The following is a 26431-nucleotide window of genomic DNA, read 5'->3' on the forward strand; positions in this document are numbered from 1 at the left end:
AAGGATGATCGAGCAACATCGTCGTCTCCAGGTTGGGTGGTATTGCAACCTCAGTCTGGCCTCAGACTTGGTCGCTATCCACTCCCCATGGAATCTTCGCTACGCTCGCAATGACGACAGGGAAATCACGCAGTCTTCGCAGCCTTCAATCCCAGCCGCTTTTCCACGTCGTCGCGCATCAGGAATTTCTGGATCTTTCCGGTCACGGTCATCGGAAACTCGTCGACGAATTCCACGTATCGCGGAATCTTGTTGTGGGCGATCTGACCGTCGCAGAAAGCGCGCACCTCTTCCATCGTCAACTTCTCGCCGGACCTGACGCGGATCCAGGCGCAGAGCTCCTCGCCGTAGCGGGCATCCGCAACGCCAAAGATCTGCACGTCCTGAATCTTGGGATGACGATAGAGAAACTCCTCGATCTCGCGTGGATAGAGATTCTCGCCGCCGCGGATCACCAGGTCCTTGATGCGGCCCACGATGTTGCAATAGCCGGCGTCATCGATGACGGCGATGTCGCCGGTGTGCATCCAGCCGTTGGCGTCGAGCACATCCGCGGTCTTCTCCGTCTCCTCCCAGTAGCCCAGCATCACGCTGTAGCCGCGGGTGCAGAGCTCGCCCCGTTCGCCGCACTTGACGATCTTGCCGCCGAGATCGATGACCTTAACCTCGACATGCGGATGGATTCGTCCGACCGTCGAGACGCGGCGCTCGAGCGGATCGTCGACGGCACTCTGGAAGCTGACCGGGCTTGTCTCGGTCATGCCATAGGCGATCGTGACCTCGCCCATGTTCATCTCGCTATTGACGCGCTTCATCACCTCGATCGGGCAGGGTGCACCGGCCATGATGCCGGTGCGCAGCGATGTCAGATTGAAATTTGAGAATTCGCCATGGTCGAGTTCGGCGATGAACATCGTCGGCACACCGTATAGCGCGGTACATTTTTCCTGCTCGATCGTGCGCAGCGTCGCGAGCGGATCAAATCCTTCGCCGGGGTAAACCATCGTTGCGCCGAGCGTGACGGAGGCGAGGTTGCCCATCACCATGCCGAAGCAATGATAGAGCGGCACCGGAATGCAGATGCGGTCCGCTTCGGTCAGGCGCATGGCGCGGCCGACGAAATAGCCGTTGTTGAGAATGTTGTGGTGGGTCAGCGTCACCCCCTTGGGCGATCCCGTGGTGCCGCTGGTGAACTGGATGTTGACGGGATCGTCGAACTGCAGGGAGACACCAAGCGCGGCGAGCTGCTCCCGATGCACGGTCCCGCCCATGCCGGCGACCTCGTCGAACGGGATCGCGCCCGGGCAGGCGGGGCCGCCGATCTGGATCACGATGCGCAGGGCCGGCAGCCGCGCCGCCTGCAACTGCCCGGGCTTGGCGCTCGCAAGCTCTGGCAACAGTGTGTTGAGCAGGTCCATGTAGTTGCTGGTCTTGAACGCCGTCGCGGTGACGATGGCGCTACATCCGACCTTGTGAAGCGCGAATTCCAGCTCGCTCAGCCGGTAGGCCGGATTGATCGTCACCAGGATGAGGCCAGCCTTGGCGGCGGCGAACTGGGTCAGCGTCCATTCCGGCCGGTTCAGCGACCAGATTCCGATCCGTGCGCCGCGCTCGAGGCCAAGCGCGAGAAAACCGGCGGCGAGCGCGTCGACCCGCGCGGCAAACTCCTTCCATGTCCATCTCACGCCGTGACTGGGCGAGACCAGCGCCTCGCGATCGCTCCAGCGCTGCACTGCCTGATCGAGGCTGCGCCCGATGGTGTCGCCGAGCAGCGGCGTGTCGGAGATGCCGCAAACGTAACTGTCGGCTTTGTCTGCCAAAATCAAAATAGTGTCCTCCAGCCAGGTGCGTGGATGGCCGGGACAACAAGCCCGGCCATGACGCGTCGTGAGAGCTAAGGCGGGTCTTACGCCGCCTTCTGCCCACTGCCGGCACCGAGCCCGGCATAGACGCCGCGCTCGAAGCCAGCAAAAGCCTCCAGGCATTTTCCATCGGCAAATGGGAGCAACTGCATCAGGATCACGCCGGTGACGTCGCGCGCCGGGTCGATCCAGTAATAGGTGTTGGCGAGGCCCGCCCAGGCGAGGCTGCCCGCGCTGCGCCCCTCAGCGGTCTTGTCGGTATTGATCATGAAGCTGAGGCCCCACTTCTTCACCTGCTCCGGATAGAGATCGACGTCGTTGGTGTACATCGGCGCCGCCGTGGTCATCTTGCCCATGGCGAGATCGCCGATGTGGTTCTGCCCCATCGTCGCGATAGTCTCGGCTTTCAGCACCTGATTGCCGTTGCCGCGGCCCTTGTTCAAGATCATCTGGGTGAACTTGATGTAGTCGGCCGCGGTCGAATAGAGGCCGCCGCCACCCATGTGGAATTCCGGCTCCTGCTCGAGCTCGAACGGGATCGCGGCGAGTTGGCCGTCCTCGCCGCGCGCATGCATCCCGACCAGGCGCTTGCGCATGTCGTCGGTGATCTTGAAGGCGGTATCGCTCATGCCGAGCGGTGCGAACAGATTGTCGCGCAGATAAGCATCGAGCCGCTTGCCGCTGACGGCTTCCACCGCCTTGCCGACGAAATCGATGTTGGTGCCGTATTCCCAGCGCGTGCCGGGATCGGTCATGATCGGCGTCTTCAACGCCGCGTTCTGGCAGCTGGTGATGGCGGGGATGCCGGTCTTGTCCAGATAGACCGCGAGATCGCCGTTCCACATGTTGTAGCAGAAGCCGGCGGTGTGGGTCATGAGCTGGCGCAGCGTGATCGGCCCCTTGGCCGGCCGCAGCTTGGCTTCGCCCTTGGCATCGAAACCTTCGAGCACCTGCGGCTTGTCGAGATCGGGCAGCACCTCGCCGATCGGCGCGTCCAGCGACAGCTTGCCTTGCTCGACCAGTTGCATCGCGCCCGCTGATGTCACCGCCTTAGTCATCGATGCGATCCAGAACACGCTGTCGGCGGTCATCGCATCCGGCTTGGACAGATCGCGTTTGCCGAACGCGCCCTGATAAAACACGTCGGTACCGCTGGCGGCGATGGCGACGACGCCGGGAATCTCATTGGCCTCGCTCTTCTGGCGCAGAATCTCGTCGATCTGGTCTTTGCTTTGCATCCGCGTTTCCTCCGGTTTGATTATTGTTGGAAGCGATCGATTGTCCTCCCGCGTGCTCCGCGCGGCAAGCACATCCATGGATCTGCGCCGGTCGCGATGTCGTGACTTGACGGTCCACGCCCCGCGCAGGACGACAAGGCGGCTGAACTGCAACACTCCGTCACAATCTGCGGTGGATCGCCGCAACTAGCCGTGAGCGTGGATACGCACGGGCAAAATGTTTTGAGTGTTTGAAGCACTTGAAACATTTTGTGCGTTGCGGCGTTCAACTCTCGGCCCGATCTGCGGCCGACGTTAAGATTTGATGCAAATTTGGCGGCCGTCCACCGGCCGCGAGGGGACCTCAGATGATTTCGACCTGGAGCGAATGGAAGCGCTATCCCCGTCCCGGACGGGGCGACAATCTCGAAGCGCCGATCGCACCCGGCATCTACGAAGTCCGCACCGCGGGCACCGGTGCGCTCTATTCGTTCGGCGCGGTCGACAATCTGGCGCAGGCGCTTGCGCTGCTGCCGGTCGGCTCGAAATCCTGGTTCGGCCGCCGCGATACCTCCGACGCCCCCGCTCTCGAATACCGGACGTGCGCGACTTCCTCGAAGGCCGACGCCAGGGCCGCCGCCGAACGCATGATCGGACGGCGCGAGACCTATATGAGCGGCGCGGCGTAAATCCCCTTGCTCCGAGCCTAGCTCCCAGCAGATGTGCGTTGCGGGACGGTGCATTGCGCGCCGCTTGTCCCTATATTGCGGGCGAACCTGAAAAGCCTCTGGGAGTAACGCCATGACCCCGACCGCCGCCGCACGCGCTCAGCACGCCACGTCCAATCTGCGCGACAGGTTGAAGGACCCGTCGCTGCTGAAGGAGGCCTGCTACATCGACGGCGCCTGGGTCGGCTCGCCGGTCTTCGCCGTCAACAATCCCGCGACCGGCGTCGAGCTCGCAAAGGTTCCGCAGCTTTCGGCGGATGATGCCACCAAGGCGGTAGAAGCCGCGGAGCGCGCGTTTCCGGCCTGGGCCAAGCACACCGCCAAGCAACGCTCCAATATTTTGCGCAAATGGTTCGAGCTGATTATCGCCAATCGCGAGGACCTCGCACTGATCCTCACCTCCGAGCAGGGCAAGCCGCTCAGCGAAGCTCTCGGCGAGGTCGACATCGGCGGCGCTTATGTCGAGTTCTTCGCCGAGGAAGCCCGCCGCGTCTACGGCGAGACCATTCCGACACAGCGGCCGGATGCGCGGTTGCTCGCGATCAAGCAGCCGATCGGCGTCTGCGGCGCGATCACGCCGTGGAATTTCCCGAACTCGATGATCACGCGCAAAGTTTCGCCGGCGCTTGCGGCCGGCTGCACCGTGGTGCTGAAGCCCGCCAATGAAACGCCGCTGTCGGCGTTGGCGCTTGCCGTGCTCGCGGAGAAAGCCGGCGTGCCCAAGGGCGTGTTCAACATCGTCACCGGCGATGCAGCGCCGATCGGCAAGGTGCTGTGCGAGCATCCGGCCGTGCGTTTCGTCGGCTTCACCGGATCGACCGCGGTCGGCAAGATTCTGTACCAGCAGGCCTCCGTCGGCGTGAAGCGGCTGGGCCTCGAGCTCGGCGGCAACGCGCCGTTCGTGGTGTTCGACGACGCCGATATCGATGCGGCGGTCGAAGGCGCGATCGTCTCGAAATACCGCAACATGGGCCAGACCTGCGTCTGCGCCAACCGGCTTTATGCCCAGGACAAGATCTACGACGAGTTCGTGCAGAAGCTGTCGAAAAAAGTTTCTGCGATGAAGATCGGCGATGGGACGGAAACCGGCATCACGCAGGGCCCGCTGATCAATTTGAAAGCGGTGGACAAGGTCGAGCGCCACATCGCCGACGCCGTGAAGCGCGGCGCCAAAATCGTCACGGGCGGGAAGCGCAGCGAGCTCGGACGCTCGTTCTTCGAGCCGACGGTGCTCTCCGACGTCAAGCCGGACTCGCTGGTGGCACAGGAGGAAACTTTCGGCCCGCTCGCGCCGGTGATCCGCTTCAAGGAAGAGGCCGATGTGATTGCGATGTGCAACGCCTCGCCGTTTGGCTTGGCTTCGTACTTCTACTCCCGCGATCTCGGCCGCGTCTGGCGCGTCGCCGAAGCGCTGGAGTCGGGCATGGTTGGCGTCAACACCGGTCTGATCACCACCGAAGTCGCGCCCTTCGGCGGCGTCAAGGAAAGCGGCTTGGGGCGCGAAGGCTCGCATCACGGCATGGAAGAATATGTCGAGATCAAATACGTGATGATGGCGGGGGTGTGAGGGCGGCGTTATCCCTCCACGTCATTGCGAGCGAAGCGAAGCAATCCAGAATCTTTCCGCGGCGACAGTCTGGATTGCTTCGTCGCAAGAGCTCCTCGCAATGACGCGGCTGCGAGCTAATTACCGCCTCAGCACCGCGATCGTCCGGTTCGCGAACGTTAGCCGCTCGGCCATGACCGACACGAAATAGGTCAGCAGCTTGTGGCTGAGCGCGGGGGCCTCGACTTCGATCGCGTCGAACTGGTGCGTGTTGAGCACGTAGAGCACGCTGTCGACCTCGGCCTGGATGGTGGCGCTGCGCGGTGTCTGTGACACCAGCCCCATCTCCCCGATCGTGGTGTAGCGGCCGAGGCTGCGCACGCGCGTGGTGCGATCGTCCTCGGCCGGAATCATGATGCCGACGCGGCCGTCGAGGATGAAATGCATGGAATCGGCGGGGCGCCAGCCTGCACGATGATTTCGCCGGCTCCGACCTCAATGCGCTGGCAACGGCGGATCAGCTCGTCGGCGCCGTCCTCGCTGCCGAGCAGTCGCGTGAACCAGTCGCGCAGGCTGGCTTCTTCCTGCGCCAGCTCCTGATGCTGCGAGATGAGCTCGTTCTCGCACCATTCCAGCGCGTGATCAAGCTCGGGGATGATGGTGACGCCCTCGCCGACGAAGTCGCTGGAGCGCAGCACCTTCTCGGCCGCGGCCGACAGATGCACCAGGATCAGCTCGACGCCGAGTTCGCCAGCGCTGCGCTTGATCTGGGCAAAGCTATAGGCGGCCGATGAATCGACGCCGGTGACGAGCTTGAAGTCAAACAGCAGATAGCGGCATTCGGGGCGTTCCTGAAGCAGCTGCTTGACGTGCTGGTAGAGCCGGTTGGCGGAGCCGAAGAACAGATAGCTCTGGAGATTGAGGCCCCGGATCTTGCCGCCATGGGCCAGCAGCACCTCCTGGTCGTCGCTCGAGCGGTCGAGCGAGGAGCGATACTCCGAGCCGTCGAAACTGTATTTGATCGACTCGACCCGCGCGGCGCTGAACGCAAACGTCGCGCAGCCGATGATCACACCGATCAGGATGCCCGGCACGAAACCCCAGGCCACGATGATCGCGATGATGGCGATCAGCGACAGATATTCGAGCTTTGAAAGCCGCTTGCGCGACTCGATGATCCATTTGTGCAGCTGGTCCGCGCCGAGATAGAGCAACAGGCCGCCGAGCACGAATTTGGGGATGAAGCCAAGCAGCTCGGGCGCCACAGCGAGCATCAGCAGCGACAGCGCCGCGACGGTGAGGCCTGACAGGCGCCCGCGGCCGCCGCTGCTGAAGTTAAGCATCGAGCGGCTGGTCGAGCTGCAGCCGGGATAGCCGCCCAGCATGCCGGTCAGGATATTGGCGGCGCCGGTGACGTTCAGCTCACACTCCAGATTGGCTTCGCGATGCGTGGCCACCTCGATGCCGGTGGTGTTGAACAGCGTGCTCGAGGCCGTGACGAAGATGACGGCGACGACATTGCCAAGCAGGTCCGGTATGGCAAACCAGGGATAGCGGGCGAGATCGTCGATATGCCAGGGCAGCATGAAGACCGCTTGCGGCGGAGGCTGAAAGGTCCAACCCAACGTGCGGGCGTCATCGACGGAAACGCCGGTGATCCAGAACGCCAGATGCGCGGTGAGCACGCCGCCGACCAGAATGATCGGCAAGCCGAACGGGCTGCGCGAGCGGTGCCAGGTGAGATACAGCACCAGCGCCATCGCGCAGGCGGCACCGAGCTCCAGCAAGATGGTGCGGTCGGCGAAGTGCGACAGTGTCGCGAATTGCAGCGGGTGGTCGGTGATCACCCGGACCGCACCCATGACGATGAGAAGGCCGGTAGCGCCGAGAAAGCCGCCGACCACCGGATAAGGCACGTAGCGGATGGCGCGGCCAAGCCGGGTCAGGCCCAGTCCACACAGCACCAATCCTGTCAGCATCGTCGACAGGCCGAGGGTGATCAGGACCGCCGAGAGCAGCGGCTCCGACAGGTTCGCCGTCTCGATGCGCTCGACCACCGAGGCGGCCAGGATACCCGTCACCGCGGCGGTCGAGCTGTCAGGAGCTGCAATCGCGAAGGGCAGGGAGCTGCCGAGCCCGATGACGGCCGCAAGCACCGCGGAGCTGACGAAAGTCGCCGTGATGCCGTAGGACAGATAGGGCGACAACGGCCCCGCGAAGATCAGCAGCGCGTAGGACAGGCCGAACGTGACGGTCAGGACGCTGGCGGCGCTCCCGCCCAATATATCATTCAGCGCGCGCTTGAGGGCCGGTTCTAATCGCGGAGCCGGACGGAGGGTAATTGCTGGATCGGTCACGCCGTGGCGCTCGCCCCTGAAAAAATCTCGTCTGAGACGTAGACGACTACAGGCTTAGCGCAACAGGATTCTTGAAAGTATGAAGTACCGGACAGTTTCGCGGCGAGGTTGTTTGCTCAATCTCCGCAAATTATCTCCGCAAATTCGGTGTCGTCCTGGCAAAAGCCAGGACCCATGACCCCAGGGAGGAGTCGTGACGCGAGCTGACGACCACGAGCCTTCGCCAAACCGATCCCTGTGGTAATGGGTCCTGGATCGGCGCTCACTTCGTTCGCTGGTCCAGGACGACGATAACGCCTGCGCTAAATCTTCAGCTCCGTCCCCGTCACCCGCCGATACGCTTCCAGATACCGCTTGCTGGTCGCCTCCACCACGCTCGCCGGCAGTGGCGGCGGCGGGGCGTCGCCGTTCCAGCGGCCGGCGCGGCGTTCGATGTCGAGATAGTCGCGCAGCGGCTGCTTGTCGAAGCTCGCCTGCGGCTGGCCGGGCTTGTAGGCGTCGACCGCCCAAAAGCGCGAGGAGTCCGGCGTCATGACTTCGTCGATCAGGATGATGCGGCCGTCCTTGTCGCGGCCGAACTCGAACTTGGTGTCGGCAATGATGATGCCCTGCTCGCGGGCGAGCTCCTCGCCGAGCGTGTAGATCGCGCGCGTCATGCTCTCGAGCGTGTAGGCCGTCTCGTCGCCCACGACCTCACGCATCTTCGCGATGGTGATATTCTCGTCGTGGCCGGTCTCGGCCTTGGTCGCGGGGCTGAAGATCGCTGGCTCCAGCTTTTCGCTCTCGACCAGGCCTGCTTTCAGCTTCTCGCCGGCCAGCGTGCCGGAGGCGGCATATTCCTTCCAGGCCGATCCCGAGAGATAGCCGCGGATCACGCATTCGATCGGAAACACGGTGGTGCGGCGGCAGAGCATCGCGCGGCCGAGAATCTCGGCGCGATGCGGCTTCAACGCCGGAATGGCTGCAATGATCTCGTCGGTGTCGGCGCTGATCATGTGATGCGGCACCACGCCTTCGAGCTCGTTGAACCAGAACGCGCTCACTTGCGTCAGCACCGCGCCCTTCATCGGGATGGTCTCACCCATCACGACGTCGAAGGCGCTGATGCGGTCGGTGGTGACGAGCAGCAGGCGATCGTCGTCGATGGCGTAGATATCGCGCACCTTGCCGCGTCCGATCTTGGGGAGGGGCAAGTCGCTGGAGAGCATGGGGGTCATCGGCAGAACTTTCGGAGCAAGGCCTTGCGACAGGAAATCCGGCCGCGCCTGATAGCGCGACCGGAAACCGGATTAGCCTATTCCGGCAGCGGAATGAACTCATGTTCCTGAGGAACCCCCGCGAAGCGGCCGGTTTTCCAGTCCTGCTTGGCCTGCTCGATCCGCTCCTTGCTGGAGGAGACGAAATTCCACCAGATGTGGCGCGGGCCCTCCAGCGCATCTCCGCCGAGAAACATCATCCGCGTGGCCTTGAGCGCCTTCACCGTAATGCGGTCGCCGGGCCGGAAGATCAGCAGTCGCGGCCCCTCATAGCGCTCGTTCGCGATCTCGATCTCGCCGTCGACCACGTAGATCGCGCGCTCTTCGTGATCGGGGTCGAGCGGTACGATCGCGCCCGCGACCGCCGTGACCTCGGTGTAGAACCAGGGCGATACCATCGTAACAGGCGAGGTGGTGCCGAAGGCTGAGCCCGCGATCACCTTCGCGGTGAAGTCGCGCTCGGAAATCATCGGCAGATCGCCGGCCCCATAATGCTGGAACGACGGCGCGATCTCTTCGGAGCCCGCCGGCAGCGCGATCCAGCTTTGCAGGCCCAGCATCTTCTGGCCCGACGCGCGCTGCACATCCGGCGTGCGCTCGGAATGCGCGATGCCGCGGCCGGCCGTCATCAAATTCATCGCGCCGGGCTGGATCACCTGGATGTTGCCCTCGCTGTCGCGATGCATGATCGAGCCGTCGAACAGATAGGTGACGGTGGCAAGCCCGATATGCGGATGGGGCCGCACGTCCATTCCCTTGCCGGAGACGAACTGCACCGGCCCGAAATGGTCGAAGAAGATGAAGGGCCCGACCATCTGCCGCTTGCCATGCGGCAGCGCGCGCCGCACCGCGAATCCGTCGCCGAGATCGCGGGTACGCGGCACGATAACGAGATCGAGCGCGTCGCAGGACATGGGATCGCCAAGCACGGGATCGTTCGAGGGTTGCCAGCTCATGGTGGACTCCTTTTGGCTTTTTCGAGCTAAATCGTAGCAGGATTTCGTTCGGCCGTCGCCCCAAAGCCCGGCCACATACTCCGCCGTCGTCGTCCGCGAAGGCGGACGATCCAGTACGCCGAGGCCTATCGATTCAAAACTGTCTCGGATTACTGGACGCCCGGTCAAGCCGGACCATGACAGCGGTGGGCGCGCTAGCCCTGGCCTGAGGATGGTCCTTGAAAAAAGGAGCGCAACGAACGATGTTCGGCTGATTTCAATTGCGACTGATCGCACCGCCCGATGACACTTGCCGCAACCGAGCTCGCCTTTCGCGCCGCCAGCGTCGCGCTGCTACTGGTGCTGGCGGCGTCACTGCTGCAGGACTTCCGCAATGTGTTGGCTGCCCGCCTCGGCGCGGCCTTCGCATTGGGCGCGGCCGCGCATGCTGTGAGCTACTCGTTGGATGTCACTTCGCGGATCCAGCTCTGGCATGCACCGCTGATCGCATTGTCGACCGGCACCATGGTGGTGTTCTGGCTGTTCACACGTTCCCTGTTCGACGACGAGTTTCACCTCCGCTGGTGGCACGGATCGGTCTGGGCGCTGGTGGCGGCCTTCAGCTTCGCGGGCTGCGTCTGGATTGCACCCAGCGGCCATTTGCGGTTCTCCGTGACGGTGGTCAATCTGATCGTGCTCGGCTTCATTGCGCTTGCGATCGGGCAGACGATCGCCTCCTGGCCGGCTGACCTGGTCGAGCGCCGCCGCAGCGTTCGCGTCTTCATCGTCTGCGCAACCGCGCTCTATGGCGGGTTGAATGCGGTGCTCCAGATCGCCGTCGCCGGGCACCACGTCGGCGATGTCGCCGAAACCATCAATGCCGGCGGGCTCACCTGCACCGTCGCGGCGATCGTCTATGCCATGATGCGCGTTGACGGGGCGGATCTGTTTCCGGCCGTTGCGGAGCCCGCACCGGCAGTCGTTTTCATTCAGCCTGCGGCCGATGACGCCGCCGATCAAAAGCTCATCGACGCCTTGATGCGGCTGATGGCGGACGAGCGAATCTATCGTCAGGAAAACATCACCATCGGGGTGCTGGCGGGCCGGCTGAAAATTCCGGAATACCGGCTGCGCCGGCTGATCAATCAGCGGCTCGGCTATCGCAATTTCAATGTGTTTCTGAACAATCACCGGATCGAGGAGGCCAAGGCCGCGCTCGCCGATCGCACCCAGGCCGAGGTTCCCGTCATCACCATCGCGATGGACGCCGGCTTCCAGTCGCTCGGCCCGTTCAACCGCGCCTTCAAGGCGGTCACAGGCGTGACCCCGACGGAGTATCGGCGGCTCAAGGCGGAAGCCGTCTAGACTATTAGCTCACTGAAATCACATCAGAATTTCAAATTCGGCTAGCCCCGGCCAGTTTCGACGAGGCCGTATTTCAAATCCCGCGAGCACCTTCGCCCGCATCCGGCTCCTTCTCCGCCACTCGCCCCCGAAGCTGGAGAAAGCCCCGTGACCCGCCGCCGCAAGATCATCCTCGCTACCACCGCCATCGCCCTTGCCGGCCTCGCCCTCGGCGCGGCGCGGGCCCGCGACGTGCCGAAGGTTGCCACCGGCTTCATCGCCGACACGCTCTGCTCGGAGACGTTCGTCTCCGGCCTCGATCCCATGCGCGACCTCGCCGAGACCACCGACGCGATGCCAGGCGCGGGTCTGTTGGCCTGGGCGATGGATGTTCAGGTCGATCGCGCGCGTAGGGATGTCACCGTGAGCCTGTTCGGCATCGGCCGCAGCCATGCCGTCTATCGCGAGGGGCTCGGCTGCACGCTCGAGCACGGCCAGGGGACCGCCGACGTCGCGCTGCCGTCGAATGACAAGCAGCCCGCCTTGCTGCCCGAAATCGCAGGTCCGGGACTCGTGCCGCCGCAAAGCGAGGGGCTGTCAGCCGCGCTCGACCGCGCTTTCGCCGAGCCCGCGCAACCGCCTTATCGCCGCACCCGCGCGATCGTCGTCATGAAGGCCGGGCGCATCGTTGCCGAGCGCTATGCTGATGGTGTCGGGCCGGAGACGCAGCTGCTCGGCTTCTCCATGACGAAGTCGGTGATGTCAGCGCTGACGGGCATCCTCGTGCGCCAGGGCAAGTTGAAGCTCGACGGGCCCGCGCCAATCGCCGCCTGGCAAAATCCGGATGATCCGCGCCATGTCATCACCGTCGATCAGTTGCTGCGTCACACCGCCGGCATTGCGCTCGGTAGTTCGTTGCAGGCCTCGCTCGGCTCCGCGCTCGAGCCGGTCAATGCCATGAAATACGCAGAGGACGATATGGCCAGCTTTGCCGAGCACGCGCCGCTTGCGACTGCACCCGGCACGGCGTGGAATTACCATGACGGCAACTTCCTCATTCTCGCGCATCTGATCCGTAACGCCGCCGGCGGCAAGCCCGCCGATGCGCTTGCCTTCGCGCGCCGCGAATTGTTTGCGCCGCTCGGCATGAACAACGTCACGCTCCAGCTCGACGGAGCCGGCACGATCGAGGGCTCCGGCGAGATGCTGGCATCCGCGCGCGACTGGGCGCGCTTCGGCCAGCTCTATCTCAACGACTGCGTCGCCGGCGGCAAGCGCATCCTGCCCGAGGGCTGGGTGAATTATTCGGCGTCGGCGACGCCCAACGCCTGGGTCGGTATCGGCGCCGGCTTCTGGACCAACCAGGGCGACAGCTTTGGCGCAAAGTTTCGCGTCACACATGGCTGGCCGCGCGATGCCTTCTTCGCCAAGGGCACGATCGGGCAGTACACGATCATTATTCCCTCGGAACGACTCGTGATCGTCCGGCTCGGCCGCTCGCCGAACGCACCGCCGGAAGCGGACGGTGTGTTCGATCTGGTACGCGACGTAGTGGCAACGATGCACGACAAGGGAAAGGCGGCGTGGACGAATTGAGGTGCCCTCTTACGCGCCTCTTATCCTCCCCCTGGAGGAGAGAAGAGGGCCTACTACCTCCCCAGCTCCGTCGCCTTTGCCACGCGATCGAACCGCTCCAGCGTCATGATCGCGTCCGCAAATTTCTCCGCGCGCGCGTTCAACACGGGCCGCGCCAGCGTCAAAAATTTCTGCTGCATCGCCTGCGCGTCGGGGAAGGAGGTCGGCTCTCCCGAGGGATCGGCGTAGAGCCGCTCATGCACGCCGTCGTCCGTCGTGATACTCACGCGCGCGCCAAAGGGATGGGTGCGGCCGACTTCGAGCCGGTCGTCCTGCACCACGTCGAACTTGTCGGCGAGCGCGTCGATGGCGGCGTCCCCAAGGCGGGTGTAGTCGTCCCAGCCAAACGAGCCCTGGTCGAGCGCGAGCGCGCCGGTGAAGAACATCGAGAACTGGCCGCCGACGATCGAGGTGGGATGGCGCTTGGTCGCGGCGTCGCCGGTCAGCGTGATGCCGTTGCGGTGCAGGCCGATCTCCACGCGCTTGACCTGATCGGGCGTCAGATTGTGCTCGCGCCGCATCGCGATCAGCGCGTCGATCGCAGCATGGGTGTAGCGGCAGCTCGGGTAAGGTTTTACGCCGATCTTCATCGTCTCATAGGTCTTGCCGAGCTCGGCGACCGCCTTGTCGGGATGCGCATCGTCGGTGTAGCCGGCGAGCAGGCCATGCTTGCCCTCGACCGATTCCGTCGCGCCGACGAAATCGTTGCGCGCCAGCGTTGCTGCGATCACGCCGTTCATCGCGGCGGCGCCGACCTGGTAGCGCTTGTTCCAAGCGCCATTGACCAGAAATTGCAGCGAGCCCGCGGCCTGGCTGCCGGCGACGCCGAAAGCGGCGATGAGCTGTTGCTCGGAGAGGCCGAACAGCTTGCCGGCGGCCGCTGCTGCGCCATAGGTGCCGGCGGTGGCGGTGGGGTGAAAGCCGCGCGCATAATGCGAGGTCGGGTCGAGCGCGTTGCCGAGCCGGCAGCAGACTTCATAGCCCGCAACGATCGCGGTCAGCACGTCGCGCCCGGAGGCGCCGACCATCTCGCCGATGGCGAAGGCGGCCGGAACCACGGGCGCGCTCGGATGCAGCGAGGAATCGGCGTGGGTGTCGTCGAAGTCGAGGGAATGGCCGAGTGCGCCGTTGAGCAGCGCCGCGACCGCCGGCGTCCAGGTCTTGCTGTCGCCGAACACGGTGGAGTCGCCCTTGGCGTCGAGCGCGAGCGCCTCCAGCATCTTCAGGATCGAAGGGGTCGATTCCGCTTCGCTGCGGGCCCGGATGGCGCTGCCGAGGAAGTCCAGCGTCAGCACTTTTGCCCGATCCAGCACTTTCGCCGGAATATCCCCGTATTTCAGGCTGGCGACATAGGCGGCGAGCGTTGCGGTTTCGTGGGCCATCGTGTTTCCTCGTTTTGGCGCGCAAGTTAAGCGGGCTGATTTGGCCTTTCAAGCGGCCTCGGGACCGCGGGCATCAGCTATGCTTTTGGCGGCTTTACGAGGGTTGGACCGGGATACTCGACGATGGCATTCGCAGGAGAGCTGTTCGACCGGGTCTGGTCGCGCAAGACCCAATTGGGGCTGGCGGTCCGGGTCACGGTGGCGGCCACCGGCGCCTACGCGCTCGCCACCGCGCTGCATCTCTTGTTGCCGCTCTGGGCCGTCCTCACTTCCATCATCGTGACCCAGATGAGCGTCGGGCGCTCGCTGAAGGCGACACGCGACTACATGCTCGGCACCATCGGCGGCGCGATTTATGGCGGCGCTATCGCGATCCTGATCCCCTATTCCGGCGAACTGGGCCTGCTGGGTCTTCTGGTGCTGGCCGTGGCGCCGCTTGCCTTTGTCGCATCGATCTATCCGAATCTAAGCTCTGCAACGGTGACCGCCGTGATCGTGCTCGTGCTTCCGTCGATGCATCATGCCGATCCCATGGCATCGGCGATTGATCGCGTCAGCGAAGTTTCGGTCGGCGCGGTGACGGGGCTGCTCGTCTCGTTCCTGGTGCTGCCATCGCGCGCGGTGCGGCAAATCCGCGCCAGCGCGGCGAAGCTGCTCGAATTGATCGCAGAAGCCTTCAGCGAATTGCTCGCAGGCCTGACGCGCGGCCGGGACAATGATGCGCTGCATCGGATTCAAGATGGTATCGGCGCCGCAATGGTCGGCATGAATACCATTGGCGCCGAAGCTGAGCGCGAGCGCTCTGCGCGATTGTCGAGCGGGCCGGACACCGGCCCGTTGTTGCGCACGATCTTGCGGCTGCGCCATGACGTCGTGATGATCGGCCGCTCGACCGTGGTGCCGTTGCCGGTCGAGGTGCAGACACGGCTTGCCGTGCCGCTGACGGAAGTCTCGACCGTGATCGCACGGTTCCTGCGTTCGGCCGCTGCGGCCTTGCGCGAAGGCGGCGGCGCCCCGCCGATCCATCCCGTGCACGTCGCGCTTCAGCATTATGCCGAAGCGGTCGCCGCTGTGCGCCGGGACGGCCTGATTCGGGGCCAGCCGAGCGACACCGCGGAGCGCTTCTTCGCGCTGGGCTTTTCGCTGGAGCAGATGCACCAGAATCTCTGCGATCTCGACCGCGTCGTCGGCGAATGGTCGGAGGCGGCGGCCGACAAGCCCGCGCGCGCGGCGGAGTGAGCTACCGCCGCGTCAGGCCCTTGCCCTGCATACGCCAGAGCAGCAGGTCGATGCGAGTTTGACCGCGAGATCAAATTCCGCGACGAGCTTCAGCGTCTTCGGCAGCCCCAGATAGCTGAACGGACTGCGGAAAGAGTAGAAGAGGTCGACGGACAGGGTCATCGCGCCGGCTCCGCGATGCGTCCCATCATGCTGCGGGCCACAAGCTTGTGGAACGGCGTGATCAGGGTGAGATAGGCACGGCCGAGCAGATTGTTGGTCCGCACCAGCGTGGTCAATGTCACTCGCCGGCCCGCGGCATCGCCGGCCACGTCGACGACGATGCGGAAGTCGAGATGAAAGTCGTCAAAACCCGCGACGAGCCGATCCGGGGTTTCGCTGAGGACCGGAAACAGGCCGATCAGGCCGCCTAGCGCCGGCGCGCCTTCGCCTGATGTCTTCAGTCCGAACGGAGCCACCAGGACGTTGCGCAGGCGCACGAGCGCATCGATCCAGCGCGGTCCGTGCAGCACCATCCGTGTGCAGGCCTCGCGGGCGTCGAGCTGTTGTTTGCCAATCGCGACGCGAAAGGCGTCGATGAACTGCGCGCCTGATAGCACGGCGTTGGCGTCGACCTCGTGAGTGACTTCGCGGACGGCTTCGGTCATTCCGCCAATTTGCGCGTCAACATCCGAAAGCGCAAGGTCAGAAGCCCGGCATAGACGAACGATCCGATCGACAGTCCGATCCAGACACCGACCGCGCCGAAATCGGCCTGGAAGGCGAGCGACCAGGCGATCGGAAAGCCGACGCACCAATAGCCGATAGCGGCGAATACCAGCGTCATCCTGGTGTCATTGATGCCGCGCAGCGCGCCGCCCATGATGGTCTGGATTGCATCGGCGATGAAGAAGGTCGCGCCGACCAGCAGCAGCGTCGCGGTCAGCTCGACGGTCGCCATGCTCGCCTCGCCGCGCCCGAAGAACAGCCGTCCGAGCTGATAGCGGCCGAGGATGATCGCGACGGTCAGGGCCGAGACGAACGCGATCCCGATCACCGCTGCGACGACACCTGCGCGCTTCACCGCGAGCGGCTCACCGCGGCCGAAGGCGTGGCCGACCCTCACCGTGGCCGCCATGCCGATGCCGAGCGGGACCATGAACAGCACGGCGGTGACCTGGAGCGCGATCTGATGCGCCGCGAGCGCCGTGGTCGAGATCAATCCCATCAGCAGTGCCGCCGACGAGAACAGGCCATATTCCAGCAGCAACGAGAACGAGATCGGGGCGCCGATCGCGATGAGCCGGCGCATCAGGGGCCAGTCGATCCGCCAGAGATGAGCGAGCAGACGATAGTCCGCGAACGGCTTGCGCAGCCCCGCAATGGCAAGCGTAGCAACGAAAGTGCCGAGATTGACCAGGGTGGTCGCAAGCCCCGCGCCGAACAGGCCGAGCTCCGGCAGGCCGAACAGGCCGTGGATCAGGGCATAGACCAGCGCGGCATTGAGCGGGATCGCGGCGAGCGTGATCCACAGCGGCGCCTGCGGCCGGTTCACCGCGCTCATCATGCTGCGCAGCGCGATGAAGCCCAGCGCCGGCGCGATGCCCCAGGCCAGCCCGTTCAGATAGCGCTGCGCGAGCACGGCCGAGTGCGGCGCTTGACCGAGCGCGACCAGGATGTGCTCGCCATAGAGCGGCGAGGCCATCATCGGCAGCGAGATCAGGAGCGCGACCCACAGGCCGACGCGCAGGGAGCGGCGGATGCGCCTGACATCGCCGGCGCCGAAGGCCTGCGCGACCAGCGGCGAAACCGCTGCCATCAATCCGAGCCCAAAGGTGAAGCTGACGAAATAGACTGTATGAGCCAGCGCCGCCGCGGCGACCGCGGCCTCGCCGAGCCGCCCGATCAGCGCGAGATCGGTGGTGATCATCGCGATCTGCCCGAGCTGTGTCAGCATCATCGGCACGGCCAGTCGCAGCGTCTCGACGAACTCGTCGGCGAGAGGATCTGGCGGCACGCCGGCTTGCGGCTGCGAACGGGGCTGGACGGTGTCGAGCATGGCTATCCAATAGCATCGCAGGGCGACGAAAACATGGCCTCACTCTCGTGTCCCGGACGCGCGGAGCGCGAGCCGGGACCCAGAATCACGAGCGCTGTCTTTGCGGTATGGGCCCCGGCTCAGCAGCGCATCACTCGCGTGCTGCGCTGCGTCCGGGGCACGAGACCATCTCAATCCAGAAGTGGAAGCCGCCTCAGTCCTTCCGCTCCGGCACGCGCTTGATCTTCGCGCCGAGCGCATTCAGCCGTTCGTCGATGCGCTCGTAGCCGCGCTCGATCTGGTCGGCGTTGTCGATCGTGGAGGTGCCCTCGGCGCAGACCGCCGCCAGCAGCATGGCCATGCCGGCGCGGATGTCGGGTGAGGTCATCGTCGCGCCGTGCAGCCGGCTGGGTCCTGCGATGATGGCGCGGTGCGGGTCGCACAATACGATGCGCGCGCCCATCGCGATCAGCTTGTCGACGAAGAACATCCGCGATTCGAACATCTTCTCGAACATCAGGATCACGCCCTCGCATTGCGTGGCGGTGACGATCGCGATTGACATCAGATCGGCCGGGAAAGCCGGCCAGGGCTGGTCCTCCAGCTTCGGCACGTGGCCGCCAAAATCGTCCTGGATCTTCAGCGTCTGGTTCGAGGGCACGATGAGATCGTCGCCTTCAATGCGGCAGACGATGCCGAGCCGTTCGAAGCCCATGCGGATCGAGCGCAAATGCTCGACGCCGGCGCGCACGATGCGAAGCGGTGAGCGCGTCACGGCGGCGAGCCCGATCAGCGAGCCGACCTCGATATGGTCCGGCTGGATCCGGTAAGTCGCACCGCCCAGCGTCGCCGGACCGTGCACCATCATGGTGTTGGTGCCGATGCCTTCGATCTTCGCGCCGAGCGCGACCAGGAAGTTGGCGAGGTCCTGCACATGCGGCTCGGACGCGGCGTTGCGCAAATAGGTGACGCCGTCGGCGGCGACTGCCGCGACCAGCGCATTCTCGGTCGCGGTGACGCTGGGCTCGTCCAAAAACACGTCCGCGCCGGCCAGCCTTGCCGCGCGGAATTCGAGCCGGTCGGTCGCAGTGACTTTGGCCCCCAACTGCTCCAGCGCCAGCACATGTGTGTCGAGCCGGCGGCGGCCGATGACGTCGCCGCCGGGCGGCGGCAGCATGACTTCGCCGCAGCGGGCGAGCAGCGGGCCCGCGAGCAGGATCGAGGCGCGGATGCGGACGCACAAGTCGGGATCGAGATCGGCGGCGCGGATGCTCTTGGCGTGAATATGAAGCGTATTGCGGGCCGTCCATTCCGCGGCAGCGCCGACCGAGCGGATCAGCTCGACCAGCGTCTCGGTGTCGCGAATCCGCGGCACGTTTTCCAGCGTCACCGGATGCTCGGTGAGCAGGGCTGCCGCGATGATCGGCAGGGCCGCATTCTTGTTGCCGGACGGCTCGATCGAGCCCGAGAGCCGCTGACCGCCCTCGACGATGTACTGGATGGGCGCCACGAAGGTCTCACTGTTCTTGGGTGGGGCGGGTGATTTTCGAGGCGGAAACTACAGAGAATTGAGCGGGGGAGCAATTCTGCACTTGTCGCGGACGAAGGGCGCCCGGCGGCCCTCCGGATTGCCGATGCCCAACCCTCATGGTGAGGAGCGCGGAACGCGCGTCTCGAACCATGAAGGCCCGGCTCTCGCTTGCGGCCATCCTTCGAGACGCCCGCTTGTTGCGGGCTCCTCAGGATGAGGGCGAGCGCTAGATATCGATCGTCGCGCTCAGCGAATGTTCCTGGATGAAGTCGCGGCGCGGCTCGACCACGTCGCCCATCAGCTTGGTGAAGATGTCGTCGGCCTCGTCGACCTCCTTGACCTTCACCTGGAGCAGCGAGCGTGCATCGATGTTGAGCGTCGTCTCCCAGAGCTGCTCCGGGTTCATCTCGCCCAGACCTTTGTAGCGCTGCAGCGTGACGCCCTTGCGGCCGGCGTCGGTGACGGCTTCGAACAGATCGACCGGGCCGTAGACCATATGCTCCACGTCCTTGCGCCGCAGCTTGCCGGGGCGGACATAAACGTCCTCGAGCTTCACCGTGTACTCGTCCAGCTTTCGCGCTTCGACCGAGCCGAGGAAGGCGTCGTCGATGACGGCGGCTTCCTTGACGCCGCGCACCGTACGCTCGAATTGGAAACCATGGCCTTCCACGTATTGACCGACCCAGCCGCGTTCGACCTCGTCGGCGAGAGTGTCGAGGCGGGTGGCGATGTATTGCGCGGCCGCGGCGGCTTTCTCCGGATCGCCGTAGATCGCCTTGTTGAGCACGCCGGTGATGGCGGCCTGCTCGATCACCTTGCGATTGTAGCGGGTGTGCAGGCTGCGCAGGATGCCGCGGACGGCGCGGGCGTCGTCGACCAGCGAACGCAGGTCGCGGCCGGTACGATCGCCGCCGGTACCGGGAATATAGACGCAATCGTCCAGCCCGGTATCGATCAGATAATCTTCCAGCGCGCGCTCATCCTTCAGATACTGCTCGGACTTGCCGCGGTTGACCTTATAGAGCGGCGGCTGGGCGATATAGAGATAGCCGCCGTCGATGATGTCGCGCATCTGACGGTAGAAGAAAGTGAGCAGCAGCGTGCGGATGTGGGCGCCGTCGACGTCGGCGTCCGTCATCACGATGATCTTGTGATAGCGCAGCTTCTCGATCGAGAATTCGTCGCTGATGCCGGTGCCGAGCGCGGTGATGAGCGTGCCGATCTGCTCGCTGCCTAGCATCTTGTCGGGACGCACGCGTTCGACGTTGAGGATCTTGCCGCGCAGCGGCAGCACCGCCTGGAATTCGCGGTTGCGGCCCTGCTTGGCGCTGCCGCCGGCCGAGTCGCCCTCGACGATGAAGAGCTCGGACTTGGCCGGGTCCTTTTCCTGGCAGTCGGCGAGCTTGCCGGGCAGCGAGGAGACCGAGAGCGGGCTCTTGCGCGTCAGCTCGCGCGCCTTTCGCGCGGCTTCGCGGGCCGCGGCCGCCTGGATCACCTTGCCGACGATCATCTTGGCTTCGGAAGGGTGCTCCTCGAACCAGGCCTGGAGCGCCTCGTTGAGCACGTTCTCGACCACGGGGCGCACTTCCGAGGACACCAGCTTGTCCTTGGTCTGCGACGAAAATTTCGGGTCCGGCACCTTCACGGAGAGAACGGCGGTGAGGCCTTCGCGGCAGTCGTCGCCGGTGAGCGCGATCTTTTCCTTTTTCGCGTTGGCATCGGCATAGCCGTTGACCTGGCGCGTCAGCGCGCCGCGGAAGCCGGCGAGATGGGTGCCGCCGTCGCGCTGCGGGATGTTGTTGGTGAAGCACAGCACGTTCTCGTGGTAGCTGTCGTTCCACCACAACGCGGCCTCGACGCCGATGCCGTTGGCTTCCGCGCGCACCATGATCGGCGCCGGCACGATCGCCTTCTTGTTGCGGTCGAGATATTTGACGAATTCCTCGACGCCGCCGGAATAGTGCATCTCCTCGCGCTTCTCGACCGCGTGACGCATGTCGGAGAGTGCGATGTTGACGCCGGAATTGAGGAAGGCGAGCTCGCGCAGCCGGTGCTCCAGCGTGGCGAAATCATATTCGATGTTCTTGAAGGTTTCGGTCGAGGCCTGGAACGTCACCTCGGTGCCGCGCCTGCCGGGCGCGTCGCCGACGGCCTTGAGCGGTGCAACGGCGTCGCCATGGGCGAACTCGATGTAGTGCTCCTTGTTGTCGCGCCAGATGCGCAAGCCGAGCTTGCTCGACAGCGCGTTGACGACGGAAACGCCGACGCCGTGCAGGCCGCCGGAAACCTTGTAGGAGTTCTGGTCGAACTTTCCGCCGGCATGCAGCTGGGTCATGATGACCTCGGCCGCCGAGATGCCTTCGCCCTTGTGGATGTCGACGGGAATACCGCGACCGTCGTCGCGCACGGTGACGGAATTGTCGGCATTGAGCACGACATCGACGCGCGTGGCGTGGCCCGCGAGCGCCTCGTCGATCGCATTGTCGACGACCTCGTAGACCATGTGATGTAGGCCCGAGCCGTCATCGGTATCGCCGATATACATGCCCGGACGCTTGCGGACGGCATCGAGACCCTTGAGCACGCGGATCGATTCCGCCCCGTAATCGCTCGGATTTGAGGGTTCGTTTTCGGCAGGCGTCTGCCGAGCAGGTTCTGTCATGAGAGGCCTTCGAGATGTCGCCCGAATCAGCGGCGCAAAAGGCGCTGATATGCGGGCTATTTGTGCCACGAAAGACCGATTGCGCCTAGCGCAAAGTATCTCCCGGCAAGTCCTTGATCAGATGGGATTTTTTGGCCGGTTTTCAAGGCTTTCGAAGGCCGATTCCAGGCGCTGGAAAAAGCGCGATTCGAGAAGCCGTTTCGGGCCGTGGAAGGCGTGGATTTTGCGGGGGCGAGGAGCGTTCCGAGGCGCTTGGAACGCCCGGAACGGCCTTGCAGGCTCAATACATCTGAAGCGGCAGCACGTCTCCGTTTGGCCCCACCAGGAGGCCAGGCATCGCCGGCGGCCACGGTGAGGGTCTCGGTCCGGGCAGGGCGTCCCGTCAGACGCAGCGCGTACTGGTACTTGCCGGGCGGCAGATCGAGCATCGGGCCTTTCGGCGACTGCGGGCCACCGGCGCCGGCCGCGATCTTCACGGTCTGATTGTTGATCGTCAGCGATGCTTCCTTCGGCCCCATATTGCCGAGCATCAGCCTGGCCTGTCCGGCCTTCGGCATGACGTCGGCCTTGGCCGCGGCCTGCGGATTCCGCTGCACCAGGCTGACAATTGTCTCGTCCCTGGCGCGGCCAAGCTTCAGCAGGGCCGGCCCCTCCGGCGAGGTGAACGCGAGCTCCGCCCGCTCGGCGGTCACGGTCGCGCCGTCGGCCTTCTCCCGCCAGCCGCGCTTGGTCAGCTCCGTGCGATAGAACGCGAGGACGTCGCCAAGCGCGGCGGGGATGCTGGCTTCGAGCTCGGTTCGGAACGACTGGTCGCTGCCGGGGAATTTCGTGGAGCTAACTCCGGTCGAGCTGTGCTGCGTGGGCACCGGCAGGGCGGAATCGGGATCGAGCGTGAGCGGCTCGGTCGGCTTGGCTTGCACCGACGCGACCTGTCCCGGCTTGGCCTGGGCGGGCTTCGCTGCAGCCATCACCAGGCCCGATCCGTTGGCGCTGACATTCACCTTCGGCCCCATCTGCATCACGGTCATCGAGATCGATTTGCCGCCCTTTGCGAACTCCAATACCGCCATGTTCGGCTGGTTGATGACGGACGGCTGCTCCTTCCAGCCTGCTGATTTCAGCAGCGCCCGGTAAAACGTGGCGAGCGCCTTCACGCTCGACGTGGAGGAGAATTCGAGCCGGCCGTCGTCGCCCTCGAACGTCACGCCCTCGGCGGTTTCAGGCAGCGGCACTGGCGTCTTGCTGTCGGCCAGTGCATTCAGCGGCGCATCTGACAGCGCGGCCGCCTGCACCTTGCGTCTTGCCTCGTCGGCCGTGATGAGCTGCTTGGCTGAACCTAACGCATTCCCAAGGAACTTCTCGTCGGCCTCTTTCTTCGCCTTGGCGCGGGCGGCAAGCGCGGACTCCTTCACCTGCGCGGTCAGGCTGACCATGGTGAAATCGTATTTGCGGCCAAGCCGCAGCAGGCCGGTTTCCTTCGCCGAGGAGATCTTGATCGCCACCTCGTCGCCGGGCGCGAGCGGCGCGCTGCCGTCCTCCTGCCAGCCGCGCGCGGCGAGCTCGCGATGATAGAAGGCGAGCACGGCGGGCAGCTCGGCCATCGCGGCGGCCGACATTTCGCGCTTGTCAGAGCTTGCGCTGCCGAGGCCCCTGGCCGTCTTGGTCGGGCTCGGCCGCGGCAGGCCGGCCAGATCGCTGTCCGCTTTGAGCTCGCTGGGTAGCGCAAAGGGCGCGACCCGGATATCGACATTGGTGCGGCCATCGTCGCGGCGCGTCAGCGTCAGCATCACGGGCTTCTGCTGATAAAAGCCGGTCTCCTTGCTATCGGCGTGCGCGTAGAACGCGCGCAGGCCGTTGGGAACGGTTTCATCCAGGATGGTCGTCCAGCGCGCAGCGGTTTCCGGCGTGAGCTTCTGCCAGCCGATCGCAGCCATCTGGCTGCTGTAGAAGTCCGACGTTGCATCGAGCGGCGTCGGCGCGATGCAGTCGAGATAGGGCCGCGTCCCGTCAAACACGATGTCGCTTGCGCCTTCCGGAAATGGCACGTTCCCGTAGATCCGGTCGGTCGTGTAGTAAACCACGGACTGGTCGGGCCGGCCGAGCGCCTGCGTGAAATGAACGAAAAGGCCCTGCCGACCCTTCTTGAACTTCAGCAGGCTGCTTTTCTCCTCCAGCGGCATCACATAGGGCACCAGCCGTTGGCGCTCAGGAGTTTTTGGACCGCGGGCAGCGTCGCCGCCTGCGGCGTCGGCATGCGATACTCGACGCGATAGGGATCGGGGCGCGAGGTGTCTTCCACCGCGCCCTCGAGCTGCGGCAGCGCGTGGACGTCGATGATGCCCTCGTCGGCGCCGGCCGCGATCGAGCAACTCGCCATCAGGAAGAGACCGCATGCAAGCAGCTGCCATCGTGCCGGGACTTGCGTCCCGCGCGGGATCATCGACATGGTTACGTCTCCAGGATGCCGCGCGGCGCTTTGGCGCGTGCGATTGCAATGGCTGCGCCACAGTCGGCGTGGTCTCAGACCAGAAGTCGCGTCGGGAAGCGGGCAGGTTCAAAGATCTCGGAGGTCTCAATAGAGCTGGAGCGGCGACCATGCCTCGCCGTCGCGCCCGACGGTGAGCTCCCAGGCGTCGCCGGCCGCGACGGTCGGTGCGGGCAGCTTGGCATCGGGATCCGGCGTGAGGTCGGCCGAGAACAGCGGCGACAGATGCGGCATCCAGGCGCCGGCGCTTGCCGCGAGCATGCACGTCGCGAGCAAGACGAGGCCGCACGCAAACGCCCGCCATCGTGCCGGGGCTTGCACCCCGGACCTTACCGTCCGCATCTCATTCTCCAGGAATGCCGCGCGCATCAGTGTCATCGCGCGATGGCAGCGCTGCGACACTATCGGCGCGGCCTCAGACAGCTAGTCGTTGACGGGACCACGCGGGTTCAATGCGGCGGCTCACCGACGCGCGCTGACTTGTCCGCTCTCGACGTCAAAGATCTCGCCCCCGGTGCCGATCTCGACGAAGGCGGCCGGATCTGCGCCGGTCAGCCACACCTGCGCGCCGAGCTTGCGCAGCTCGTCGAACAGTGCCGCGCGCCTGCTGGGGTCGAGATGCGCGACGACCTCGTCGAGCAGCAGCAGCGGCACGATGCCGGTCATCTCGGCGACCAGGCTCGCATGCGCCAGCACCAATCCGATCAGCAACGCCTTCTGCTCGCCGGTCGAGGCATCGCGCGCCGGCATGCTTTTCGGCGCGTAGATCACCTGGAGATCCGTGAGATGCGGACCGTCCGTGGTGCGGCCGGCGATGGCGTCACGTGGACGGTTGTCGCGCAGGATCTGGCGGTAGCGGTCCTCGACCGACGTCGCCGTCTCGTTCAGCAGCGCGTTCTCCATCCAGCCGTCGAGCCCGATTTGCGCCGAGGGGAAGGCGGAGGTCTGCGCGCGTGCATTCAACATGCCGGTGAGACGTGCCGCGGTCTGGCCGCGGGTTGCGGCGACCGCGACCGCAAGCTCCGCGGTCTCGCGCTCGATCGCGTCACACCAATGGTCGTCGTAATTGCGCGTCTCGAGCAGGCGGTTGCGCGAGCGCAGCGAGCGGTCCAGCGCCGAGATGCGGCTGGAATGGTCGCTGTCGATGGCAAGCACCAGGCGGTCGAAGAAGCGCCGGCGCTCGGACGCCGCACCCATGAACAGTCCGTCCATCGCCGGCGTCAGCCACACCATGCGGATATGGTCGCCGAACGCCGCCGCCGAATTGACCGGTTCGCGGTCGATGCGGCAGCGCCGGCTGACCGCGGCATCGGCGCGCGGCGGATCGACGCCGGTGCCGAGCGTGGCGAGGCCCAGCGCGCCCTCGACCTGTGCAGATACCGCCCAGGAGCCGTCGCCCTGGTTGTCGGCAACGTCGTCCAGCGTCGCACGCCGCAAGCCGCGTCCCGGCGACAGGAACGAGATCGCCTCGATGCAATTGGTCTTGCCCGCCCCGTTCGGCCCGACCAGCGCCACCATGTCAGCCGTCGCCTCGAGCCCCGCCGCCCGGTAATTGCGAAAATGCGTCAGCGTCAGGCGATGAATGCGGGAGGGGGTCATGTTGAAACTGCGGCGCGCTCTGATCCCCTCTCCCCTTGTGGGAGAGGGTGGCGCCTCACGAAGTGAGGCGACGGGTGAGGGGTATGTTACCGCGCAGCAAGCTTTGCAAGGATATCCTCCAATACCGAAGCGGGCTGCTGTAATACGTCATTGTTCCAGTAACGCGCGATGACAAAGCCTTCAGCGGAGAGAGCCGCATCACGCGCTGCATCGCTTCCTGATTCTGCGTGCTGACTGCCGTCGATCTCGATCACAAGGCGCTTCTCGAAGCAGACGAAGTCGAGAATGTAGTTCTCGATCGGAGCCTGTCGGCGAAATTTGTAGGCCGATAGCCGGCGATCCCTCAGTAAGCGCCACATAGCTGCTTCCGCATCCGTTGGCTCGTGCCGCATGCTCTTCGCGAACTGGCGAAGATGCCTGGCAGTCGGCCGATGATGCGAGCCGCGCGGCATCGGCGCTCATTCTGAATGTTGTTGGGACGCGGTGCTCTTCCCCTCTCCCCTTGCGGGAGAGGGTGCCGTCGCGCAGCGACGGCGGGTGAGGGGTTGTCTCCGCACAGGAAGTATCGCGAGAGGACCCCTCACCCGAGTAAGATCTTGGCTAATAGCGGAGCTGCCCTCTCCCGCAAGGGGAGAG

General features: G+C 64.9%; 16 protein-coding genes and 4 pseudogenes. 5 read left to right on the forward strand and 15 right to left on the reverse strand.

Features of this window, described 5'->3' with window-relative positions:
• Positions 1-125: 125 nt before the first annotated feature.
• Both IVA74_RS33840 and IVA74_RS33845 read right to left on the reverse strand, forming a co-directional pair.
• A complete protein-coding gene (locus IVA74_RS33840; RefSeq protein ID WP_247351509.1) occupies positions 126-1820 on the reverse strand; it encodes an AMP-binding protein in 1695 nt (564 codons plus the stop codon).
• Positions 1821-1906: 86 nt separating this feature from the next.
• The gene (locus tag IVA74_RS33845) at positions 1907-3100 is read right to left on the reverse strand and encodes a serine hydrolase domain-containing protein (RefSeq protein ID WP_247351511.1); all 1194 of its coding nucleotides are present in this window, start codon (positions 3098-3100) and stop codon (positions 1907-1909) included.
• Between the two features lie 347 nt (positions 3101-3447).
• Between IVA74_RS33845 and IVA74_RS33850 the strand changes: the two genes are divergently transcribed.
• Both IVA74_RS33850 and IVA74_RS33855 read left to right on the forward strand, forming a co-directional pair.
• Positions 3448-3768 carry a hypothetical protein gene (locus tag IVA74_RS33850; protein WP_247351513.1) on the forward strand — a complete coding sequence of 107 codons (321 nt, stop codon included), beginning with the start codon at positions 3448-3450 and terminating at the stop codon, positions 3766-3768.
• Positions 3769-3880: 112 nt separating this feature from the next.
• Positions 3881-5374 (forward strand): NAD-dependent succinate-semialdehyde dehydrogenase, encoded by a 1494-nt coding sequence (locus tag IVA74_RS33855; RefSeq protein ID WP_247351514.1) that lies wholly within the window; start codon positions 3881-3883, stop codon positions 5372-5374.
• 120 nt (positions 5375-5494) lie between these two features.
• On the opposite strand, the pseudogene IVA74_RS33860 reads toward IVA74_RS33855, so the two are convergent.
• The 3 genes and pseudogenes from IVA74_RS33860 to IVA74_RS33870 form a co-directional block, all read right to left on the reverse strand.
• Positions 5495-7710, reverse strand: a pseudogene (locus IVA74_RS33860) (SulP family inorganic anion transporter).
• A gap of 302 nt (positions 7711-8012) precedes the next feature.
• On the reverse strand, positions 8013-8927 hold the full coding sequence (locus tag IVA74_RS33865) for a phosphoribosylaminoimidazolesuccinocarboxamide synthase (protein WP_247351516.1): 915 nt from the start codon (positions 8925-8927) through the stop codon (positions 8013-8015).
• 77 nt (positions 8928-9004) lie between these two features.
• On the reverse strand, positions 9005-9922 hold the full coding sequence (locus IVA74_RS33870) for a pirin family protein (RefSeq protein ID WP_247351518.1): 918 nt from the start codon (positions 9920-9922) through the stop codon (positions 9005-9007).
• Between the two features lie 282 nt (positions 9923-10204).
• Between IVA74_RS33870 and IVA74_RS33875 the strand changes: the two genes are divergently transcribed.
• Together IVA74_RS33875 and IVA74_RS33880 are read left to right on the forward strand one after the other, a co-directional pair.
• On the forward strand, positions 10205-11266 hold the full coding sequence (locus IVA74_RS33875; RefSeq protein WP_247351520.1) for a helix-turn-helix domain-containing protein: 1062 nt from the start codon (positions 10205-10207) through the stop codon (positions 11264-11266).
• A gap of 147 nt (positions 11267-11413) precedes the next feature.
• Positions 11414-12841, forward strand: a complete 1428-nt coding sequence (locus tag IVA74_RS33880) for a serine hydrolase (RefSeq protein WP_247351523.1) — start codon at positions 11414-11416, stop codon at positions 12839-12841.
• Between the two features lie 53 nt (positions 12842-12894).
• Here IVA74_RS33880 and IVA74_RS33885 read toward each other — a convergent pair whose 3' ends face one another.
• Positions 12895-14262 (reverse strand): MmgE/PrpD family protein, encoded by a 1368-nt coding sequence (locus IVA74_RS33885; RefSeq protein ID WP_247351525.1) that lies wholly within the window; start codon positions 14260-14262, stop codon positions 12895-12897.
• Between the two features lie 123 nt (positions 14263-14385).
• Here IVA74_RS33885 and IVA74_RS33890 point away from each other — a divergent pair, with 123 nt between their 5' ends.
• Positions 14386-15501 carry an FUSC family protein gene (locus IVA74_RS33890; protein ID WP_247351527.1) on the forward strand — a complete coding sequence of 372 codons (1116 nt, stop codon included), beginning with the start codon at positions 14386-14388 and terminating at the stop codon, positions 15499-15501.
• Between the two features lie 54 nt (positions 15502-15555).
• On the opposite strand, the pseudogene IVA74_RS33895 reads toward IVA74_RS33890, so the two are convergent.
• From IVA74_RS33895 to IVA74_RS33935, 9 genes and pseudogenes are all read right to left on the reverse strand, one after another.
• A pseudogene (locus IVA74_RS33895) lies at positions 15556-15663 on the reverse strand (2-hydroxychromene-2-carboxylate isomerase); the annotation flags it as partial.
• Positions 15660-16148: a DUF2867 domain-containing protein gene (locus IVA74_RS33900; RefSeq protein WP_247351528.1), complete on the reverse strand. Its 489-nt coding sequence runs from the start codon at positions 16146-16148 to the stop codon at positions 15660-15662. The gene IVA74_RS33900 and the pseudogene IVA74_RS33895, both read right to left, overlap by 4 nt.
• Positions 16145-17539, reverse strand: a complete 1395-nt coding sequence (locus tag IVA74_RS33905) for an MATE family efflux transporter (RefSeq protein ID WP_247351530.1) — start codon at positions 17537-17539, stop codon at positions 16145-16147. The genes IVA74_RS33900 and IVA74_RS33905 overlap by 4 nt, the downstream gene beginning before the upstream one ends.
• A gap of 193 nt (positions 17540-17732) precedes the next feature.
• Positions 17733-19028 (reverse strand): UDP-N-acetylglucosamine 1-carboxyvinyltransferase, encoded by a 1296-nt coding sequence (murA, locus tag IVA74_RS33910; RefSeq protein WP_247351532.1) that lies wholly within the window; start codon positions 19026-19028, stop codon positions 17733-17735.
• A gap of 247 nt (positions 19029-19275) precedes the next feature.
• A complete protein-coding gene (gene gyrB / locus IVA74_RS33915; RefSeq protein WP_247351534.1) occupies positions 19276-21711 on the reverse strand; it encodes a DNA topoisomerase (ATP-hydrolyzing) subunit B in 2436 nt (811 codons plus the stop codon).
• Positions 21712-21991: 280 nt separating this feature from the next.
• Positions 21992-24157, reverse strand: a pseudogene (locus IVA74_RS33920) (hypothetical protein).
• A gap of 201 nt (positions 24158-24358) precedes the next feature.
• Positions 24359-24538 (reverse strand): annotated as a pseudogene (locus IVA74_RS33925) (hypothetical protein); the annotation flags it as partial.
• 120 nt (positions 24539-24658) lie between these two features.
• The gene (recF, locus tag IVA74_RS33930; RefSeq protein ID WP_247351537.1) at positions 24659-25795 is read right to left on the reverse strand and encodes a DNA replication/repair protein RecF; all 1137 of its coding nucleotides are present in this window, start codon (positions 25793-25795) and stop codon (positions 24659-24661) included.
• A gap of 86 nt (positions 25796-25881) precedes the next feature.
• Positions 25882-26247, reverse strand: coding sequence for a DUF559 domain-containing protein (locus IVA74_RS33935; protein WP_247351540.1), 366 nt, complete (start codon positions 26245-26247; stop codon positions 25882-25884).
• Positions 26248-26431: the final 184 nt, after the last annotated feature.

The organism is Bradyrhizobium sp. 132 (genome assembly GCF_023074185.1).
Taxonomy (GTDB): domain Bacteria; phylum Pseudomonadota; class Alphaproteobacteria; order Rhizobiales; family Xanthobacteraceae; genus Bradyrhizobium.